At 42.0% G+C, this 18429-nt stretch carries 19 protein-coding genes, 3 tRNA genes and 1 pseudogene; 19 read left to right on the top strand and 4 right to left on the bottom strand.

All coding sequences use genetic code 11. The features are described from left to right. Positions 1-2: 2 nt before the first annotated feature. Together G573_RS0105730 and G573_RS0105725 are read left to right on the top strand one after the other, a co-directional pair. Positions 3-76, top strand: a tRNA-Ile gene (locus G573_RS0105730). A gap of 8 nt (positions 77-84) precedes the next feature. After that, positions 85-156, top strand: a tRNA-Glu gene (locus G573_RS0105725). Between the two features lie 326 nt (positions 157-482). Here G573_RS0105725 and G573_RS0105720 read toward each other — a convergent pair. The 3 genes from G573_RS0105720 to recX form a co-directional block, all read right to left on the bottom strand. Then, positions 483-803 (bottom strand): DUF960 domain-containing protein, encoded by a 321-nt coding sequence (locus G573_RS0105720; protein ID WP_027975815.1) that lies wholly within the window; start codon positions 801-803, stop codon positions 483-485. Between the two features lie 64 nt (positions 804-867). After that, positions 868-1401 carry a nucleoside tri-diphosphate phosphatase gene (gene ntdP, locus G573_RS0105715; protein ID WP_027975814.1) on the bottom strand — a complete coding sequence of 178 codons (534 nt, stop codon included), beginning with the start codon at positions 1399-1401 and terminating at the stop codon, positions 868-870. Positions 1402-1485: 84 nt separating this feature from the next. Then, positions 1486-2262: a recombination regulator RecX gene (gene recX, locus G573_RS0105710; RefSeq protein WP_027975813.1), complete on the bottom strand. Its 777-nt coding sequence runs from the start codon at positions 2260-2262 to the stop codon at positions 1486-1488. Between the two features lie 35 nt (positions 2263-2297). Here recX and rlmD point away from each other — a divergent pair, with 35 nt between their 5' ends. The 5 genes from rlmD (at position 2298) to G573_RS0105685 (ending at position 7890) form a co-directional block, all read left to right on the top strand. Beyond that, on the top strand, positions 2298-3665 hold the full coding sequence (gene rlmD, locus G573_RS0105705) for a 23S rRNA (uracil(1939)-C(5))-methyltransferase RlmD (RefSeq protein ID WP_027975812.1): 1368 nt from the start codon (positions 2298-2300) through the stop codon (positions 3663-3665). A 10-nt stretch (positions 3666-3675) separates the two neighbouring features. Further along, positions 3676-4137 (top strand): class Ib ribonucleoside-diphosphate reductase assembly flavoprotein NrdI, encoded by a 462-nt coding sequence (gene nrdI, locus G573_RS0105700; protein ID WP_027975811.1) that lies wholly within the window; start codon positions 3676-3678, stop codon positions 4135-4137. Positions 4138-4438: 301 nt separating this feature from the next. Continuing rightward, positions 4439-5047, top strand: coding sequence for an NADPH-dependent FMN reductase (locus tag G573_RS0105695; RefSeq protein WP_027975810.1), 609 nt, complete (start codon positions 4439-4441; stop codon positions 5045-5047). Between the two features lie 109 nt (positions 5048-5156). Then, positions 5157-5390 carry a hypothetical protein gene (locus tag G573_RS0105690; protein ID WP_027975809.1) on the top strand — a complete coding sequence of 78 codons (234 nt, stop codon included), beginning with the start codon at positions 5157-5159 and terminating at the stop codon, positions 5388-5390. A gap of 85 nt (positions 5391-5475) precedes the next feature. After that, positions 5476-7890, top strand: a complete 2415-nt coding sequence (locus tag G573_RS0105685) for a flavocytochrome c (RefSeq protein ID WP_027975808.1) — start codon at positions 5476-5478, stop codon at positions 7888-7890. Positions 7891-7975: 85 nt separating this feature from the next. On the opposite strand, the gene G573_RS0105680 is transcribed toward G573_RS0105685, so the two are convergent. Continuing rightward, a tRNA-Thr gene (locus G573_RS0105680) sits at positions 7976-8046 on the bottom strand. Positions 8047-8185: 139 nt separating this feature from the next. On the opposite strand from G573_RS0105680, the gene G573_RS0105675 reads away from it, so the two are divergent. The 12 genes and pseudogenes from G573_RS0105675 (at position 8186) to G573_RS0105625 (ending at position 18271) form a co-directional block, all read left to right on the top strand. Then, on the top strand, positions 8186-8818 hold the full coding sequence (locus tag G573_RS0105675; RefSeq protein ID WP_027975807.1) for an SDR family oxidoreductase: 633 nt from the start codon (positions 8186-8188) through the stop codon (positions 8816-8818). 104 nt (positions 8819-8922) lie between these two features. Then, positions 8923-9177 carry a DUF1912 family protein gene (locus G573_RS0105670; protein WP_027975806.1) on the top strand — a complete coding sequence of 85 codons (255 nt, stop codon included), beginning with the start codon at positions 8923-8925 and terminating at the stop codon, positions 9175-9177. Positions 9178-9192: 15 nt separating this feature from the next. After that, the gene (locus tag G573_RS0105665; RefSeq protein ID WP_027975805.1) at positions 9193-9534 is read left to right on the top strand and encodes a helix-hairpin-helix domain-containing protein; all 342 of its coding nucleotides are present in this window, start codon (positions 9193-9195) and stop codon (positions 9532-9534) included. A gap of 306 nt (positions 9535-9840) precedes the next feature. Beyond that, positions 9841-10365 carry a DapH/DapD/GlmU-related protein gene (locus G573_RS0105660; RefSeq protein ID WP_027975804.1) on the top strand — a complete coding sequence of 175 codons (525 nt, stop codon included), beginning with the start codon at positions 9841-9843 and terminating at the stop codon, positions 10363-10365. Positions 10366-10391: 26 nt separating this feature from the next. Next, entirely contained in the window at positions 10392-10976 is a 585-nt protein-coding gene (locus G573_RS0105655; RefSeq protein ID WP_027975803.1) for a GNAT family N-acetyltransferase, read from the top strand. Next, positions 10969-11613 carry an HD domain-containing protein gene (locus G573_RS0105650; RefSeq protein ID WP_027975802.1) on the top strand — a complete coding sequence of 215 codons (645 nt, stop codon included), beginning with the start codon at positions 10969-10971 and terminating at the stop codon, positions 11611-11613. The genes G573_RS0105655 and G573_RS0105650 overlap by 8 nt, the downstream gene beginning before the upstream one ends. 352 nt (positions 11614-11965) lie before the next feature. Then, positions 11966-12829, top strand: a complete 864-nt coding sequence (locus G573_RS10935; RefSeq protein WP_245543139.1) for a hypothetical protein — start codon at positions 11966-11968, stop codon at positions 12827-12829. Continuing rightward, positions 12806-12934: pseudogene (locus G573_RS11775) on the top strand (helix-hairpin-helix domain-containing protein); the annotation flags it as partial. The gene G573_RS10935 and the pseudogene G573_RS11775, both read left to right, overlap by 24 nt. 138 nt (positions 12935-13072) lie before the next feature. Next, a complete protein-coding gene (locus tag G573_RS0105640) occupies positions 13073-13720 on the top strand; it encodes a hypothetical protein (RefSeq protein ID WP_037586794.1) in 648 nt (215 codons plus the stop codon). A 24-nt stretch (positions 13721-13744) separates the two neighbouring features. Beyond that, positions 13745-16396, top strand: a complete 2652-nt coding sequence (locus G573_RS0105635) for a valine--tRNA ligase (protein ID WP_027975800.1) — start codon at positions 13745-13747, stop codon at positions 16394-16396. 85 nt (positions 16397-16481) lie between these two features. Further along, complete coding sequence (locus G573_RS0105630) at positions 16482-17054, top strand: hypothetical protein (protein WP_027975799.1); 573 nt, start codon at positions 16482-16484, stop codon at positions 17052-17054. A 74-nt stretch (positions 17055-17128) separates the two neighbouring features. After that, on the top strand, positions 17129-18271 hold the full coding sequence (locus G573_RS0105625; RefSeq protein WP_027975798.1) for a hypothetical protein: 1143 nt from the start codon (positions 17129-17131) through the stop codon (positions 18269-18271). The last annotated feature ends 158 nt before the right edge of the window (positions 18272-18429 follow it).

The following is an 18429-nucleotide window of genomic DNA, read 5'->3' as shown; positions in this document are numbered from 1 at the left end:
TTGGGCGCGTAGCTCAGCTGGTTAGAGCGCACGCCTGATAAGCGTGAGGTCGGTGGTTCGAGTCCACTCGTGCCCATAAAGAATGGTCCGTTGGTCAAGGGGTTAAGACACCGCCTTTTCACGGCGGTAACACGGGTTCGAATCCCGTACGGACTATTGTGAATCTATTTATTAGATTCTTTTTTTGTTATAGCGTCGGTTTGAATAACTTAAATACTCGTGGGCTTATATTGCAAGAGATCACGAGTATTTTATTTTATATATCAGATGTTAAAGTGCTGACATTCTTATGTTTCTTTTTTAAGAAGTTGGATTATCAAAGTTCATTATTGGATAATTTTAATCTTGCCAGAGCGCAGATTATTTGCTTAGCTTGTTTTGAGTGCCTGAAACTGCTTAATAAAAAAGCCTGAAACTAAGATCAGCATTCCTGAGAATTCAGTTTAGTTTCAGGCTTTTTTGATGTATGAATAGGATAAATCTTAAAGATTGGTGTCTAGCTCATGCGGCAGAAGAATCGTTTCCCTGCCGTTATTGTCAACAATTTGGACAATTTCCGGATAAAAAGGATCGTACTTAGCTGCATAATCAGATACAATGGCTGTCTGACTGTACTTATCATAATATTTAAAGCTCAGCTGTCCATGATTATTGAGCAGCTGAAACGTTAAGATATCATCCAGTGTGAAGACATCCTTTAGATTATTATCAAGAATTTCCCAGAAAACATCAATCAATTCCGGCGGCAGGCTGGTGACAACTCCAAAACTTGCATACCGCCCTTTTGTATTTGCAAATGCCATAATACGAAGCCTCCCTGTTTGGTTCTATAAAAAGAAAGCACTATGCAGTGCTTTTTTGACAACCTTAACGATTCTTAAGTTCAAGATAACGTTTGTACCAAATATTGATATAGGATTGTGAAAAAGGTCCCTTACCATTGTTAATCCAATCAACTAAAATTTTAACATTTTCTTTTAAAATATAGTCAATGTTAGCAGAATAGCCCATTTTTTGTTTGTGTGTCTCGTATTCATCAACGTCCAGAAGTTTTTTTTCACCATCAGCGAAAACCTTAACATCTAAATCGTAGTCAATATACTTCAGTGCCTCTTGATCCAGTACATGGGGACTGGCCAAGTTGCAGTAGTAAGAAACGCCATTATCTCGGATCATTGCAATGATATTGAACCAAAATTTTTTATGAAAATAAACAATCGCCGGTTCGCGGGTTACCCAGCGTCTGCCGTCGCTTTCAGTGACGAGGGTATGATCATTCACACCAATAACAGCATTTTCTGTTGTTTTTAGTACCATAGTGTCGCGCCAAGTTCGGTGCAAACTACCATCATGCTTATAACTTTGAATTGTAATAAAGTCGCCTTCCTTAGGTAATTTCATTGCCTTACCAACTTCCTACAATTAAGTTTGTCTTTTACAGTTTATCATAATTTTTTGAAAAAATCACTCTTTCTGTCATGAAGTTTACAAATACTCGCGCAAGGCGCTTCTAATCTGATCGAAGTCAAATCCCTTTCTGGCCAGGCTCTGTGTCAGGCGCTGCTTGAGTTCATAGCCATCATACTTTTTGCTGTACTTGCGGTACTGCTTATCCAATTCTTTGTAAATCAGTTCCTCTTCATTTTCAGAAAATTCTTCCAAAGGGAATTCAGCGATTGCTGCTTTAGCTTCCTGATAGGAGAATCCTTTGTTTGTTAATGTCTGGCTGAGCTTGTCTCTCAGTGCCCTTTGCGGAAGTTTGCCCTGGTATTTTTTTAATGTTTTTTCAGCAGCTTTTCTGCAAACGCCTGCAAAATCAGCCTTTTCCAGAGCAGAATAAATCAGTTTTCGATCAATCCCTTTTTGCAGTAGCTTTTGCTTTAATACATAAGCCCCCTTGTCACCAGAATGAAGATTTTGCTGAAGAACCGTTTCAATATACTGCAGGTCGTCAATCCATCTTTCTTTTTTTAGGGCCTTAATGACTTCTGAAATACTGTCTGGGTCAATCTCATGTTTTGCCAGATAATCCCTGATTTCTTTTTCAGAGCGCTGTTTAAAAGACAGATAATAAAGCGCTAAGTTTTTACCGTAAGAAAACTGGGCAAAAGCCTTGATTTGCTCCAGATCGTTTGATGTGAGTTCCTTGTCTTTACTTAGCATGAAACGGACAATGGTATCTTCTGTAACATAGAGTTTGTCAGTCTCATCAATTTCAAGCAGATAAAGTCTTTTTTTCTTTTCAATTTTGGTAATTTTCATGCCTTTATTATAGCAGAAAATGATAGAATAGTAGTATGAATTTACGAGTGAAACAAAAAATTCCCCTGAAGATCAAAAGAATGGGGATTAACGGTGAAGGAATCGGTTTTTATAAAAAGACCCTGGTTTTTGTTCCTGGAGCTTTAAAAGGTGAGGATGTTTTCTGCCAGATAACCAGTGTCAAGCCAAATTTTGCGCAGGGCCGGCTGCTTGTGATTAATAAAAAATCAAAATTCCGCATCAAACCGCAATGTCCGATTTATGATGAATGCGGCGGCTGTCAGATTATGCACTTGCGCTATGATAAACAGTTGGATTTTAAAGAAGATTTGCTCAGGCAGGCTTTGAAAAAATTTAAACCGCACGGTTATGAACATTATGATATCCGTCCGACAATAGGGATGGATGGGCCGTGGCATTATCGAGCAAAGCTGCAGTTTCAGACACGCAGGATCGGCGGCGTGACTAAGGCCGGCCTCTTTCAGGAGGGGAGCCATCGCTTAGTTGATATTAAGGACTGCTTGGTGCAGGATGAGCTGACGCAAAAAATTGTCAATCAGGCCTGTAAGCTGCTGGATAAGTACAAAGTGCCGATCCATAATGAGCGCAAGCTTTCCGGTATTCGGACGATTATGGTTAGAAAAGCGCAGGCGACAAAGCAAGTCCAGCTGATTTTTGTAACGAGCAAAGCTGTTAATCTGGCACCAGTTATTCGTGAGCTGACTGAGGCATTTTCAGAAATTAAGACGGCTGCGGTTAATTTTAATTCAAGTAAGTCCAGCAGTATCTATGGCGATAAAACAGAGATTCTCTGGGGGCCTGATACCATATCGGAAAGGGTCTTGGACTATTCGTTTTCTTTGTCACCGCGCGCCTTTTATCAGCTCAATCCCGAGCAGACGCAGGTTCTTTATGCGCAAGCCATCAAAGCGCTTGATGTCAATGAAAAGGATGAAGTGATTGATGCCTACTGCGGGGTTGGTACTATTGGCCTTGCTTTTGCGGACAAGGTCAAATCGGTGCGTGGCATGGATATTATACCTGAAGCTATTGACGATGCTAAAGGAAATGCCAGACAGCTGGGATTTACTAATACCCACTATGAGACCGGGAAGGCCGAGGATATTATTCCTAAATGGTATCAGCAGGGCTATCAAGCCAGTGCTCTGGTGGTAGATCCTCCGCGGACAGGGCTGGATGATAAACTTTTAGATCTTATTATCCAATACCAGCCTGAAAAAATGGCTTATGTGTCCTGCAATGTCTCGACACTGGCGAGGGACTTGGTTAAGCTGGCGAAGCATTATGATGTTGTCTATATTCAGTCAGTCGATATGTTTCCGCATACAGCCAGAACCGAAGCCGTAGTCAAATTAATCAAACGAAGGAAAGATTTATCATAAAGGGGAAAAGATGACGCCATCAATCAATTTAGTTTATATTAGTCTGAGCGGCAACACACAAAGCTTTGTCAACCGCTTAAAAGCATACTTGCAGCCTAAGACCAATCTGCCTGTCAACACGATTAATGTTAAAGATCTGGTCAAAGATCAAGAAGATTTTTTTGCCATGACAGATTATTTTGTGGCTTTTCTGCCGACCTATCTTGAGGGAGGGAACGGCCTTGACAGCGGCGATGTTGAAATCCTGACAACACCCTTGAAGAATTTTATTGCTTTTGCTGACAACTATCGCTATTGTTACGGTGTTGTCGGCTCCGGCAATAAAAATTTCAACAATCAATACTGTCTGACGGCTAAACAGTATGCTGAGACATTTGGTTTTCCAGTGCTTGATGATTTTGAGCTGCGCGGCCTGACTGATGATATTGAACGCATTGGCGATAAGATCTTGGAGCTGTATACGGCACAATAAATTTAAAAATCCGAACAAGAACGCTTTCTTCCAGATTCAAGCTGTCTTGTTCCGGTTTTTTTATTTGTGTCAAAGCAGAACAATCAGCACTAAAAGTATAAAAGTATGAGGAGAGAGACTGTTGTAGTGTTTTTATACTGTCAATTTTGGTTTGTGTGCTGCCTTTATGAGTAAGTGCAGCAAAAAAGAGCGGCAGCACTGTCTTTGAACAAAGCGTGTCAGCCCTTTGCATTCGCTTACAAAAAATAATTTTTTGATGTATAATAAAGGCGAGATATTATTTTACAGGGAGGTCTTTTGAATGAAATTAGCTGGCATTGTTGGAACCAATTCAGACCGTTCCACCAATCGTAAATTGCTGCAGTTTATGGCAAAACATTTTGCAGATAAAGCGGATATTGAAGTCCTAGAAATCAAAGCTTTACCAGCCTTTAATGAACCTGAGGACAAAGCTGCTCCGGCAGCGGTGGCAGCTTTCAGCCAAAAAATTGCTGAGGCAGATGCTGTCATTATTGCTACTCCGGAGTATGATCACACGATCCCGGCTCCGCTTGCCTCAGCTCTGGAATGGATTGCCTACACCAGCCGAGTGCTGATTAATAAACCCGTTATGATTGTAGGTGCTTCTCTGGGGGCTCTGGGAACATCAAGAGCGCAAAGCCATCTGCGTCAGATTTTGGATGCGCCGGAATTGAAAGCGCGTGTTATGCCGGGAACGGAATTTCTTTTGGGACATTCTGAGCAAGTTTTGGATGACCAAGCTAATCTGAATAATCCTGAAAAAGTGGTAGAATTGGAAGAACACTTTGATGAATTTCTGGAATTTGTCCATTTGACAAAGCAGCTGGTCAAACCGGCCGATACTGAGCGCAAGAAATCCTTCATCTGGGAGGAATGGCTGAAAGCATAAGGCATAAAACGGCTGCAGCTCTTCTTAAAAAGCATGCTATGAGAGATTCATTAGCTGTTTTGGGCAGTGACTGCAATCTTGTATATGATTGCTGCAGATAAGGCACTCTTTGGCAAAACAGCGACAGTGCCTTGAAAAATTGGAAGAGTTTGCTGAAACTCGGCTGGGCGACAGCGGCTGGCTGGCCGATCCTCGAAGGTCCAGACTAAACGCTAAGTGTGACATCGTCACTGTTGTGGCTGACAGCCGAAAAGAAGTAATAAAGAAAGGAATTAAACTCGGGCGGAAAGTTAAAAAGCAGATAAAGGATTTCAGAAATGATAATTTTGGGGAATTCTTTTAAATTGATGCTTTTCGCTGTGGCGGCGAGCTTTAGCTGCCACTTGAAGTGTCTTACAGACACCTTCAACGTTTTTGGTATCTTAATCATGAAATTAGTTGGTATTGTTGGTACAAACGCTGCTAAATCTTACAACCGCCTGCTGCTGCAGTTCATGCAGAAACATTTTGCTGACAGAGCGGCGATTGATATTTTAGAAATTGCAGATGTACCGATGTTTAATGAAACAAATGATCAAACCAATACACCTGTTATCCAAGAATTTAACACAAAAATTACAAATGCTGACGGCGTCATCATTGCAACGCCCGAGCACAATCACTCCATCCCTTCAAGTTTGAACAGTCTTTTGGAATGGCTGTCCTTCACTATTCACCCGCTTGATGGCAAGCCTGTTATGATTGTAGGGGCTTCCTATGATGTTCAAGGGTCCTCCAGAGCACAGCTCCACCTGCGCCAGGTTTTAGATGCTCCCGGTGTTAATGCAACTGTTATGCCGGGCAGTGAATTTTTACTTGGCCGTGCTCACCGTGCTTTTGATGAGAATGGCGATTTGAAAGATGAAGGAACAGTAGATTTTCTGGACAGCTGTTTTTTGCGTTTCCTGCGTTTTGTGGAGGTGGCTAATCAGCTTAATCTGCCGGAAGAAGTTCGTTTTGAGCCGGGTTCCTACCAAGTGACGACAGAAGGTCACAATGGCAAGCTGCCAATGACAGTTACCCTGTCTGAAGAAAAAATTGAGTCTATTGATATCGATAGCTCAGGTGAAACGTCTGGTATTTCTGACATTGTCTTCACCCGCATTCCTAATGAGATTTTAGAAGGTCAGACGCTTAATGTCGATGCTGTTTCCGGCGCTTCGGTGACCAGCCAAGGTGTTTTAGACGGGGTTGCCCGGGCAGTTAAGCTGGCAGGAGGCAATCCTGATGTGCTGCGCAAGCGGCCCAAAGCACCATCAGCTCTGGATAAAGAAGATAAAGAATATACAGCTGATGTTGTCATTGTCGGCGGCGGCGGAGCCGGCCTAGCTGCAGCGGCGACTGTTCTGCAGCAGGGGAAGACAGCGATTATTGTTGAGAAATTCCCAGCACTTGGCGGCAATACCGTCCGTGCAGGCGGTCCGGTCAATGCACCTTGGCCTGAGTGGCAAAATAGCTTCGCAGCTCATCCCGGTGAAGCACAGACGCTGCAAAACCTTCATGATACTGACGAAGCTGATATTGATCCGGAGTATCTGGAGGACTTTCGTGCCTTGAAGCTGGAATTGGAAGATTATCTCAAAGATCCGAGCTACCTTTTTGATTCAAAATTACTCTACCGTATTCAAACCTACATCGGCGGTAAACGGACAGACCTGCAGGGTCACGAAATCCACGGCAACTATGATCTTGTCAAAATTTTGACAGAGCGGGCTCTGGAATCTGTCAAGTGGCTGGAGGATGTTGGCGTAGAATTTGACCGCAATGAAGTCACCATGCCGGTTGGGGCCTTATGGCGCCGCGGCCACAAGCCAAAAATGCCAATGGGCTATGCTTACATCTCCGTCCTTGACCGCTATGTGCGTGAAAATGGCGGCACGATCTTGACAGACACTCCTGTCAAAGAATTAATTGCAGAAAATGGCAGTGTTTGCGGTGTTGTTGGTACTGGTCGCAACGGTCAAAAAATTACGGTTCATGCTAAGGCAGTCGTTCTAGCCTCCGGCGGTTTTGGTGCCAATACGAAAATGCTGCAGAAGTACAATACCTATTGGACCAAAATTGATGATGACATTAAGACTTCCAACTCACCGGCTATCACCGGGGACGGCATTATCCTTGGGCAAAGCGTGGGAGCCGACCTTGTTGGCATGGGCTTTACGCAGATGATGCCTGTGTCCGATCCCGAAACCGGAGCACTTTTCTCAGGCCTTCAAGTGCCGCCTGCAAACTTTATCATGGTTAATAAAGAGGGAAAACGCTTCGTTGACGAGTACGGCAGCCGGGATAAACTGTCGCAGGCTGCGATTGATAATGGCGGTCTCTTCTACCTGATTGCTGACGATAATATCAAGAAAACAGCCTACAATACCAGCGATGAGAAGATTGAAGCGCAGGTCGCAGCAGGCACCCTCTACCGCGCGGATACGCTGGAAGAATTAGCAGAGCAAATTGCGATCGATCCAAAAGTATTGACTGAGACCATTGCAAATTATAATAGCTATGTTGATGCCGGCTATGATCCTGAGTTCAATAAAGGAAGCTTTGATCTTAAATGTGAAAAAGCACCGTTTTATGCGACTCCTCGCAAGCCGGCGGTTCACCATACGATGGGCGGCCTTAAGATTGATACAAAGACTCATGTTATCAATGAAAATGGACAAAGGATTCCGGGTCTTTATGCAGCAGGCGAAGTTGCCGGCGGTCTTCATGCGGGCAATCGTCTTGGAGGTAACTCGCTGGCTGATATCTTCACGTTTGGCCGTATTGCAGCTGACAGTGCCATTGAAGAATGTGTCAATTAAACAGCAAGACATCCTGCTTGTTTTAAAACAGGATGTCTTTTTATGATTAGAAACGAAAAAAGAAGTCCGATCGGACTTCTTTAACTGCCACCACCGAGAATCGAACTCGGAACGGAGCATTACCATTGCTCTATTATACCATTTAACTATAGCGGCGACTTTTATATAATACTATAAAATAGAAAAGAATGCAAGCTTGAAAGAAAAAATACTTGCTGGTCTGTCGATAAGTAGTTTTCCTTTTATTTTTGGAAGGAAAGAGCTATAATATAGGAAATTTCTAAGGAGGATGACGATGAAAATTTTTGTCGCAGGAGCAACCGGACGTGTTGCTGAGCAATTAATTCAACAGTTAGCTGAAAAGCATTTCGTATATGCAGGGGCCAGAAAGCCTGAAAATGTCATTAAGCATCAAAATGTTACAGCAGTGCCTTTTGATCTTCATGATGATCTGCCGGTTTTGACTGAGCGTATCAAAGGTATGGATGCCGTTTATTTTACTGCAGGTTCTCGCGGTCAGGATCTTTTACAGGTTGATGCTTTCGGAGCTGTCAAATTGGCCCAAGCTGCCGAGCAGGCCGGCATCAAGCGTTTTATTCTTCTGAGCTCTATTTTTGCTCTGGAGCCGGATAAGTGGCATCTGCCCGGTTTAGATAAGCTGACCAATTATAACATTGCCAAATTCTTTGCAGATAATTATGTGGTTCATCAGACAGATTTAGACTATACGATTATTCAGCCAACCGGACTGACAGAAGAAGCGGCCAGCGGTAAAATAGCTCTCAATCCCGCTAAACCTGGCACTAACAGCATTGCTGATGTCGCTCATGTTTTAGCAGCAGTTTTGGAACGCCCGAATACTTACGGCAAGGTCATTAAAATGTCTGCCGGTGATGAGGTAATCGAAACCGCCCTTGAGCGTCTTTGAGTTTTATAGATTTTTGGCTGTCTTTTGCCTGTCATCTTGAATTCCCTTGATTTTTAAGCTATAATGTTTACTGATTGATTAATGCCTTTTATTTAGGAGGGAAAATGTCTTACGAACAAGAGTTTTTAAAGGATTTTGAAACTTGGATTAATACACAGGTGACGGTTAATGAAATGGCCATGCAGCAAAGCCGAAAGATTGCCCGAGAGGGCGAAGATGAGCATGCAGCAGATGCTTACATTCGTTATGAGAGTAAGCTTGATGCTTATAAATTTATTCAGGGAAAATTTGAAAACTATAAAAATGGCAAGGGTTTTCATGATATGCCGGATGGTTTATTAGGTTCACGTGAGTATTAATGAGAAGAGGACAAAATGGCAAAGAAAAAGAATCGTAAAAAAGCACTGAAATTACAAATGAAACGTCAAGGGCTGCTGTCTAAGGCTAAACAAGCTGTTGCCAGTGTCGCAGAAACAGCCAAAACAGTTACACAGGATGTTAAGGACTCGTTTAAAAAGCCAAGCTTAGAGGAATTTTCTGCACTGCCGGAGTTGGCTGATATCCGATCCAATCTGGCAGAAACACTGTACAATGAAGGCATTGTTTCAGTTCAGGATTTTGCTGACTGGACCGAAAAAGACCTGCTTGGTCTTAAGGGAATCGGTCCTGCAACTGTTAAGAAACTGCAGGAAAACGGCGTTAGCCTGAAGGCATAGGAAATGTAAGTTGCTTTGCAGCTGAAATTTTGCTAGAATGAAACCATTCAGAGGAATGCTGAAGTCTATCTGTTACAGAAAGCGGTGCTGCTGAGAAATCCGCACAGATATCAGTATGGGTTGCTGATGGTTCTTAAAGAAAAATAAAGAGCAGCGGGTAGACTATGCGGAAATTTCTTTGCTTCAGCTGGAGCGTTTTCCAAGACCCGAATGTGGGTGGTACCGCGGATTTAGATATAAATTAAATTCGTCCCTGTCAAAAGACAGGGATGTTTTTTGATTTCATCACTAATTAAGGAGGCAGTTATGGCAGCAAAAAATGATTTAAACCGTTCAGAGCTTTTTGAAGAAGCCATTCGTATCACAATGGAACTCAACAGCAGTTACCATAAACCGGAAGAAATTCGAGCCATTATGACTCGTCTAACAGGGCGCAAGGTTCCTGACACTTTACGGATTTTTCCGCCTTTTTATACCGATTTTGGCCGGGAGACAGTCTTTGGCGACAATGTCTTTGTCAATTCCAGCTGCCACTTTCAGGATCAAGGCGGCATTACTATTGGGGATGGGTCATTTATCGGCCATAATGTTGTGCTGGCAACAGTTAACCATGCCCTGGAGCCGAGCCAAAAGCGTCAAAATACCTATCTTCCTATTAGCATCGGTAAAAATGTCTGGATTGGTTCGAATGCAACGGTTCTGCCGGGCGTAAGCATAGGCGATTGGGCCGTTGTGGCTGCCGGTGCTGTGGTCACAAAAGATGTCCCTGCCTATGCGGTTGTTGGCGGTGTCCCTGCTAAGCTCATTAAAATGGTGGATCCAGAGAGTTAGAAAAAGAAAACAAGGGAGCAATGAGGATGCTTGAGATTTTAGGGCAAATTGAGAATAATATTTTGCCGGACATCAGAACAAACCGGCTTTACCTGTGTCAGCGGACAGCTGCGGACGCTTCGGATGTTTTTGATTATGCCAGTTTACCGGAAGTTAGCTATCCAGCAGGCTTTCCGCCGGTCGAAACAGTTGCGGATGAAGCTTATTATTTGGAGCATGTCCTGCCTAAAAGTCAAGCAGAGCAGCAATTGCCCTCTGGCTATGGCATAAAGCTAAAAGGAGAGGATAAAGTGATTGGCTCTGTGGACTTTAATCATCGCCATGCTGACGATGTGCTGGAAATTGGCTATACCCTGCATCCGGATTATTGGGGGCAGGGAATTGTGCCGGAGGCAGCAGGTGCCCTGATTGAGCTTGGTTTTACGCTCCTCAACCTTCATAAGATTGAATTGAACTGCTACGACACCAATAAACAAAGTCAGCGCGTGGCGGAGAAATTGGGCTTTACCTTAGAAGCACGGATTCGAGACCGCAAGGATGCCTTGGGCAATCGCTGCGATGACCTGAGATACGGTCTGCTCAAAAGTGAATGGGAGGCAGATCATGGATAAGGAAACCATTCTTGCTAGCACGCGCCAGTTTGTGAAAGCTACTTTAGCTGCCGAGGCCAGCGGTCATGACTGGTGGCATATTGCGCGTGTCACGAAGACTGCTCTGGCCATTGCAAAAGCCGAAGGAGCAGATCTCTTTATCTGTGAAATGGCTGCGCTGCTGCATGATATGGCGGACAGCAAGCTTTTCGATGAAGACAAGGCTTTGGCTGAAGTGGAGCATTTCCTAACTGAGCAAGGTTTGCCACAAGATCAAATTACTGAAATCACCAGCATCATGACAGGTATTTCCTATAAGGGGGGCCACAACACTGCCCATCTCAGCTTAGAAGGCCAGGTCGTCCAAGATGCCGATCGGCTGGATGCAATCGGCGCAATCGGCATTGCCAGAACGTTTGTTTACTCAGGAAACCACGGCCGTCTTATTCATGATCCCAGTAAACAGCCGCGCGAAAACCTAACTCTTGAAGACTACCGCAAGGGCGAAGACACGGCCATCATGCATTTCTACGAAAAACTCCTCAAACTCAAAGATCTCATGAACACAGCAGAAGGCAAACGCCTAGCCCAAGGCCGTCACCAATTCATGCTGGACTACCTAGAGCAGTTCTATGCCGAGTGGGAAGGGGAGAAGTGATTGGACAGCCTGCGCTCGTGTAGAATTAGGTAAATGAGGTTTGATTCTTATTGAATTATCATTCCATTTCTAAATTCCTTTGGAGTGCTTAATAACTTAGTACCTTATAAAAAGGAGATTCTATGGCTAAAAAGAAGAACCGGAAAAAAGACTCAGACAGCAGCAGAAACAAGAAAACAATAAGATTATTGATTTGACTTCTTTTACAGAAAAGAGCGATTATCCCTTATCTTTTCAGGAATCTGATCCGGATAAAGAGTTTGTTGAAAAACTTTTTGAAGAATTTGAACGGACTGGGGCTCCCGACACTCTGGAGCAGTTAGCTTCTGTCTTGGTTTTTGAGGATTTAGAGATGGATGAAGCAGATGAACTTTTTTACCAAGCAATGGAAGAGGAAGATGAAGAGATGCAGCTCCGTCTGCTTACCAATTTACTGGCAGAATATCCCGACCACTTTGAAGCAAGATTTCAATCCTTACTGTTAAGAAGCACAGAATTTTCAGCTGACTACTTAAAAGAACTGCAGGATTTTTATCAAGTGGCTTTGACAGAGTGGAAGAAAGCTGATTATGAATCTTGGTATAGTTTGGAAGCGCGCAGTTCCTTGACGGTCATCACTTTTGTGACAGAGACTTATCTGCAAGAAGGGCTGGTTGGTCTAGCTGGTCAAGTGGTGGATTTTGTACGCTCTAAGATTGCTGTTGATGACAGATTTCCGCCTGGATTTGTTTATTTGATGTTGAGTGTTTATAATGCCCTTTATAAAACAGAGGAAATTACTGATTTTTATGAAGAACAGATTGGGCAAGAGTGGCAGGATGATGGCGTGATAGTACATATGCTTATTGCCACGATACTTATAGGTGACATGGATGCGGCTAAAGAATTATTTAGGTACTTAGCGAACGTCAATAAAGAAGCCTTACAAGTTTTTGATAACCCTCACTGGGTTCAGCTGCTTGATATAGCAAATGAAGTTTCTACCTATCGTCCTAACTCAGCTGCATCTCTCCAGATTGCCTTGCACCCCCTACAGGCCTTTTTGGTCACCAAACCCTTTGTTATCCATCAAATGGTTGCTTTAGCAGAAGAGTATCAGGACAGTCTACCTGATTCCCCGCGCAAACGATTAGAATTTTTTAATTCCCCCTGCATGAAAGGGATTCAGATAGATAAAGGCCGATATCTATGCGATGCTGGCATTATGAGCAAGTAAGATCTGGAAAAACACACCGAAAAAGAAATCCTAGCCATTTCAAGCATTGGCCCTGCTACGGTTAAAAAGCTAAAAGAAAACGGTGTGAGGTTTAAGGAGAGGTAGGAACTCGTGCAAACTTTGCACAAGTTGAACTGTTCGGAAAAATCGAACAGTTCAGCAATCGCTTAACAGAGCGGTTTAACTTGAATTAGAGTGCTTTAACTTAAGAAAGAAAATAAAATATTGAAAAGGATAACTACTGTGGCATTTTTAGAAACAGTTTTTAAATGGATTATTGAACTTTATAATGATGATAAAGTTGCCTTTGTATCTTTAGTCATAAGTATAGTTGTTGGTCTCTACACTTGGATTAGTAAGGCCAATCAAGATAAAATTGATAGAGAATTTAAAGAGTTTCAAAAAGAGCTTGCAGTATATCAGCAAAAAGTTAGCGAACTGCAATTCAATTTTGAAGCCCAAGAAAATTTCAAACCCTATTTTGAATTGAACAGAACTAAATCAAGTACTTATGTTAAAAAAGGAAAACTAATTGCTCAAATATACTTAACAAATGTAGGACGAGGTACAGCTACACAAATTATGACTAATCCTATTGATTTTGATGTAGATGGAGATCCAATATATTTTAGATCTACTCCCAAGAAACAAACACATAGTATATATAGCTACTTTAGTGAGAATTTTGCGATTCCAAATGAATCTATATATTTGAGTACAACTGCAAACGAACAGTCTGAGAAGCAGAGTTTTTGTATTGAATTTAAAATTAAATTCTGTGATTCAGCAGGTAGAACCTACGAACAAAAGTTTGAATTTAGTTATGACAACTTCTTGGTAAAAGGAATAAGCCTAAAGTCGGTTACTTATGAACCAACTTTGATTAATTAATATAAAAATGGAAAGGACACTAACATGTCAAAAGAACTTTCACCAAAATATAATCCATCCCAGGTTGAGGCTGGTCGCTATCAGAAATGGTTGGATGAGGATGTGTTCAAGCCGTCAGGCGATAAGAAGGCACATCCTTACTCAATCGTGATTCCACCGCCAAATGTCACAGGTAAACTGCACCTGGGACACGCTTGGGACACGACGCTTCAAGATATTATTATTCGTCAAAAACGCATGCAGGGCTTTGACACCCTTTGGCTGCCTGGCATGGACCATGCAGGTATCGCCACACAGGCCAAGGTCGAAGCTCGCTTGGCTGAAGATGGCATTTCCCGCTACGATCTCGGTCGTGAGAAATTCTTGGATAAGGTCTGGGAATGGAAGGACGAGTATGCCGCGACCATCAAGGAGCAGTGGGGCAAGATGGGAATTTCTGTCGATTACTCACGCGAGCGTTTCACCCTTGACGAGGGGCTTTCTAAGGCTGTTCGTAAGGTCTTTGTTGATCTCTACAAGAAGGGTTGGATCTACCGCGGTGAGTTCATCATCAACTGGGATCCTAAAGCCCGCACGGCCCTTTCTGATATTGAGGTCATTCACAAGGATGTTGAGGGTGCTTTCTATCACATGAACTACATGGTGGAAGATGGCTCTCGCGCTCTGGAAGTCGCAACCACACGTCCAGAGACCATGTTTGGAGATACGGCTGTCGCTGTCAATCCAGAAGATTCCCGCTATAAAGATCTGATTGGTAAAAATGTTATTCTGCCAATCGTTAACAAGCCAATTCCAATCGTTGCTGACGAGCATGCGGATCCCGAATTTGGAACCGGTGTCGTTAAAATCACACCGGCTCATGATCCTAACGACTTCTTGGTCGGTCAGCGTCACAATCTGCCGCAAGTCAATGTCATGAACGATGACGGCACTATGAATGAGCTGGCTGGTGAATTTGCCGGCATGGATCGTTTCCAAGCCCGCAAGGCGACGGTTGCCAAATTAGAGGAAATAGGCGCCCTTGTCAAGGTCGAAAAGATGACCCACTCGGTCGGTCACTCAGAACGTACCGGTGTCATGGTGGAACCGCGCTTGTCCACCCAATGGTTCGTTAAGATGGATCAGCTGGCCAAAAATGCCATTGCCAACCAAGAGACTGATGACCGCGTGGACTTTTACCCGCCACGTTTCAATGATACTTTCCTCCAATGGATGGAAAACGTCCACGACTGGGTTATTTCCCGTCAGCTTTGGTGGGGCCACCAAATTCCTGCTTGGTACAATGCGGACGGCGAGATGTATGTCGGAGAAGAAGCACCGGAAGGCGACGGCTGGACACAAGATGAAGATGTCCTTGATACTTGGTTCAGCTCTGCTCTCTGGCCATTTTCAACCATGGGTTGGCCTGACACGGAATCAGAAGATTTCAAGCGTTACTTCCCAACCTCAACCCTTGTGACAGGTTACGACATCATTTTCTTCTGGGTGTCTCGCATGATTTTCCAATCCTTGGAATTCACAGGCCGTCAGCCCTTTAAGAATGTCTTAATCCACGGTCTTATTCGTGATGAACAGGGACGCAAGATGTCTAAGTCGCTTGGTAACGGAATTGACCCCATGGATGTCGTCGATAAATACGGTGCCGATGCCCTGCGCTGGTTCCTCTCAAACGGCTCTGCGCCGGGGCAAGATGTTCGTTTCTCTTACGAAAAAATGGATGCTGCTTGGAACTTCATTAACAAAATCTGGAATATTTCCCGCTATATTCTCATGAACAATGAAGGCTTGACACTTGATCAAGCAACAGCCAATGTCGATAAGGTCGCTGCGGGGACAGCAGGAAATGTCACGGACAAATGGATTCTCCACAACCTCAATGAGACCATTGCCAAGGTTACTGACAACTTCGACAAGTTTGAATTTGGTGTGGCCGGTCACATCCTCTACAACTTCATCTGGGATGAATTCGCCGACTGGTATGTAGAGTTGACCAAGGAAGTCCTTTACAGCGACAACGAAGATGAGAAGGTGATTACCCGCTCAGTCCTCCTCTACACACTGGACAAGATTCTGCGTCTGCTGCATCCAATCATGCCGTTTGTGACGGAGGAAATCTTTGGACAGTATGCAGATGGCTCAATCGTCACAGCAGCTTACCCAATTATTAACCCTGCTTTTGAAAATGAAGCTGCGCATAAAGGCGTGGAAAGTTTGAAAGACTTGATTCGTGCTGTACGTAATGCGCGTGCTGAAGTCAATGTTGCCCCATCTAAGCCAATCACCATCCTTGTCAAAACCAGCGATAGCGGTTTGGAAAGCTTCTTTAATAGCAATGTCAACTACATCAAGCGTTTCACCAATCCTGAAAAACTTGAAATCTCAAGTGACATTGACACGCCAGACCTTGCCATGTCAGCCGTCATCACAGGCGCTGAAATCTTCCTGCCGCTGGCAGACCTGCTCAATGTCGAGGAAGAACTCGAACGTCTCAACAAAGAACTAGCCAAATGGCAAAAAGAACTAGACATGGTCGCCAAAAAACTCGGCAACGAACGCTTCGTCCAAAACGCCAAACCCGAAATTGTCCAAAAAGAGCGTGACAAACAAACCGACTACCAAGCCAAGTATGATGCGACAGTAGAGCGGATTAAAGAGATGGAGAAGTTGGGGGAATAAGAAATAATATATTATCGATATATTGATAATTATTGAAATTGAATATATTATTTTAAATTTAATGTAAGTAAAGTGAGGAATAAAAATGGATGAAGAGCTTGCTTTTCAAATTTTGAAGAGACATGAAAATCAGTATTATCAAGAAGATGGTCAGTTCGTAATTGAATATAGATACTTTCCTATTGGTAGAGAAGGCAAGGAGTTTTTAAAAGCTTTTGATTTAATTTTTAGTCAACATGGGAAGACAATCTATTATAATGATATCCCATATAAAGTAATTAATGGAAAATGTGGATTTTATTATGGTGGAATAGTTGACAAATTTTTGAATGATAATTATGCTAAAGCATATTTAAAAGAACCAAGCCAAGTTAATGTATCAGCGGAGGGAGCAGTAACTATTGCGGCTGACCAAGTAACGATTTACAGTAATTCAATTGCACAAATTAAAACAGAGAGATTTATTTATGCAGAAGAACTAAATTCTTCGGAAAATGCTCAATTACTTAATGTATTAAATCGAATTCTTGAAGAATTGGAACGAGAGCAAAACCCATCTGATGAAGATTTTATATTCTTAAGAAAAGTTGCAAAGTCAACTTCAGAATTAGCTGGATTTGCAGCAAATATAATTACTATTCTAAGTCCCTTTTTGTAGAGTATGGTAAAACACAGTCGAAAGGCTGTGTTTTTTGGTATAATAAAAATATTAAAAAATTAGAATGGAAATATATGAATAGTCGGGTTAAACAAGAAAAACAGAGAAGAAGGGGTATTTACTCTCAATATAAAGTAACGATTATTGCTGGTGTTATAAGTACTATTTTAGGTGGTCTAGTATTTGCAAGAATAAAAACTCCTATAAATATATTATTTGATTTCTTTCGTGATATTACTATTCAAAAAATAGAGGTCAGAAATGTTCCAATGAAGGTGAGTGGAGAGGAAATTATAATAAATAACGGAAAGTCAGTGCCCTATCTTTCCAATTATATAGAGAACAACCTACTTATTAATAATGCAAAGTCATCAAATGTACCTATTAATAAGATTTCGATTAAGAATGTAAATGTTGATACGAGTTACAAATATGAGGATGTTAGGGTGCATTTTGGATTTGATTACACTAGTCAAAATTTCTCCGCATATGCGTTTAATAATGGTAATAAAAAAGTTAAGAAAAAATATCATATTCTGGTAACCAGAGAGATTTTAGGCAATCATAAAAGTAAAGATGCCACAAAAATTTTTGAAAAGGAGTATTTTCCAAATGCGTTTAAGAAGGGGGATATAAAAAGGATAATAAATCAAGATTTAACAGTATCAAGCATTTTAAGTAGATTTACTTCTCAACAAGAGGACCAAGTTATCCGTTTTAAAATTAAAGAGGGTAAAAAAATAGTTGTAGATGAGGTAATACTTTATGATGAGAGCAACGGAAAGTTCCATCAGAATAAAGGTTTTATAGGTGCACCAAATGATAAAACAGGAAGAGTGATTTTTGAATTGAAATATCCGTATAAATCTGTTTATACTGAAAATATTATCAAAGAAATCCCAACTGGAAAGTCCGTATTTTCTTTTAATATTTTACTAGATAAAACGGCTTACCTAGAGTATGATGTAGAGCTTAAGTACAGTGATGGTGGCGGCAAGAGAGCTAATATTCATGGAAAACAATTGCATCAACAACAAACTATACGTGTACCAGTTTACAATATTATAGATAACATGAATGGAGATCACGGAGAAATTTATCTTTTTGCTAGAAAGCATAACATTTTGAAAGTCTCTTTAGAACGAGTAAAAATCTTAGATACTGAGCTAATCTATACCACAAAGGCAACGAAAAAGAAATATAAGTTAATAGAGTAATAAAATTGAGTATCATTACACTTATTGCACAGGTTGATGATGAAGAATGTCCATATCGTCAAGCGTTCAGGTGTTTATAAATTCAAGGGTCAAAAGTGAAAATAAATCTCTTAAGCAAGTCTAACTGCAAAGTTGGGCTTGTTTTTTGCTATAATGAA

Origin of the sequence: Streptococcus devriesei DSM 19639 (assembly GCF_000423725.1) — a bacterium.
In the GTDB taxonomy this organism is placed as follows: domain Bacteria; phylum Bacillota; class Bacilli; order Lactobacillales; family Streptococcaceae; genus Streptococcus; species Streptococcus devriesei.
Note: the sequence above shows the minus strand (reverse complement) of the source record. Positions and strands in the feature narration are given on the sequence as shown.

What these genes read in the sequence shown, in the direction of transcription:
- G573_RS0105720 (WP_027975815.1), bottom strand. Translation starts at nt 803, where the DNA reads ATGGCATTTGCAAATACAAAAGGGCGGTATGCAAGTTTTGGAGTTGTC.
- ntdP (WP_027975814.1), bottom strand. Translation starts at nt 1,401, where the DNA reads ATGAAATTACCTAAGGAAGGCGACTTTATTACAATTCAAAGTTATAAG.
- recX (WP_027975813.1), bottom strand. Translation starts at nt 2,262, where the DNA reads ATGAAAATTACCAAAATTGAAAAGAAAAAAAGACTTTATCTGCTTGAA.
- rlmD (WP_027975812.1), top strand. Translation starts at nt 2,298, where the DNA reads ATGAATTTACGAGTGAAACAAAAAATTCCCCTGAAGATCAAAAGAATG.
- nrdI (WP_027975811.1), top strand. Translation starts at nt 3,676, where the DNA reads ATGACGCCATCAATCAATTTAGTTTATATTAGTCTGAGCGGCAACACA.
- G573_RS0105695 (WP_027975810.1), top strand. Translation starts at nt 4,439, where the DNA reads ATGAAATTAGCTGGCATTGTTGGAACCAATTCAGACCGTTCCACCAAT.
- G573_RS0105685 (WP_027975808.1), top strand. Translation starts at nt 5,476, where the DNA reads ATGAAATTAGTTGGTATTGTTGGTACAAACGCTGCTAAATCTTACAAC.
- G573_RS0105675 (WP_027975807.1), top strand. Translation starts at nt 8,186, where the DNA reads ATGAAAATTTTTGTCGCAGGAGCAACCGGACGTGTTGCTGAGCAATTA.
- G573_RS0105670 (WP_027975806.1), top strand. Translation starts at nt 8,923, where the DNA reads ATGTCTTACGAACAAGAGTTTTTAAAGGATTTTGAAACTTGGATTAAT.
- G573_RS0105665 (WP_027975805.1), top strand. Translation starts at nt 9,193, where the DNA reads ATGGCAAAGAAAAAGAATCGTAAAAAAGCACTGAAATTACAAATGAAA.
- G573_RS0105660 (WP_027975804.1), top strand. Translation starts at nt 9,841, where the DNA reads ATGGCAGCAAAAAATGATTTAAACCGTTCAGAGCTTTTTGAAGAAGCC.
- G573_RS0105655 (WP_027975803.1), top strand. Translation starts at nt 10,392, where the DNA reads ATGCTTGAGATTTTAGGGCAAATTGAGAATAATATTTTGCCGGACATC.
- G573_RS0105650 (WP_027975802.1), top strand. Translation starts at nt 10,969, where the DNA reads ATGGATAAGGAAACCATTCTTGCTAGCACGCGCCAGTTTGTGAAAGCT.
- G573_RS10935 (WP_245543139.1), top strand. Translation starts at nt 11,966, where the DNA reads ATGGATGAAGCAGATGAACTTTTTTACCAAGCAATGGAAGAGGAAGAT.
- G573_RS0105635 (WP_027975800.1), top strand. Translation starts at nt 13,745, where the DNA reads ATGTCAAAAGAACTTTCACCAAAATATAATCCATCCCAGGTTGAGGCT.
- G573_RS0105630 (WP_027975799.1), top strand. Translation starts at nt 16,482, where the DNA reads ATGGATGAAGAGCTTGCTTTTCAAATTTTGAAGAGACATGAAAATCAG.
- G573_RS0105625 (WP_027975798.1), top strand. Translation starts at nt 17,129, where the DNA reads ATGAATAGTCGGGTTAAACAAGAAAAACAGAGAAGAAGGGGTATTTAC.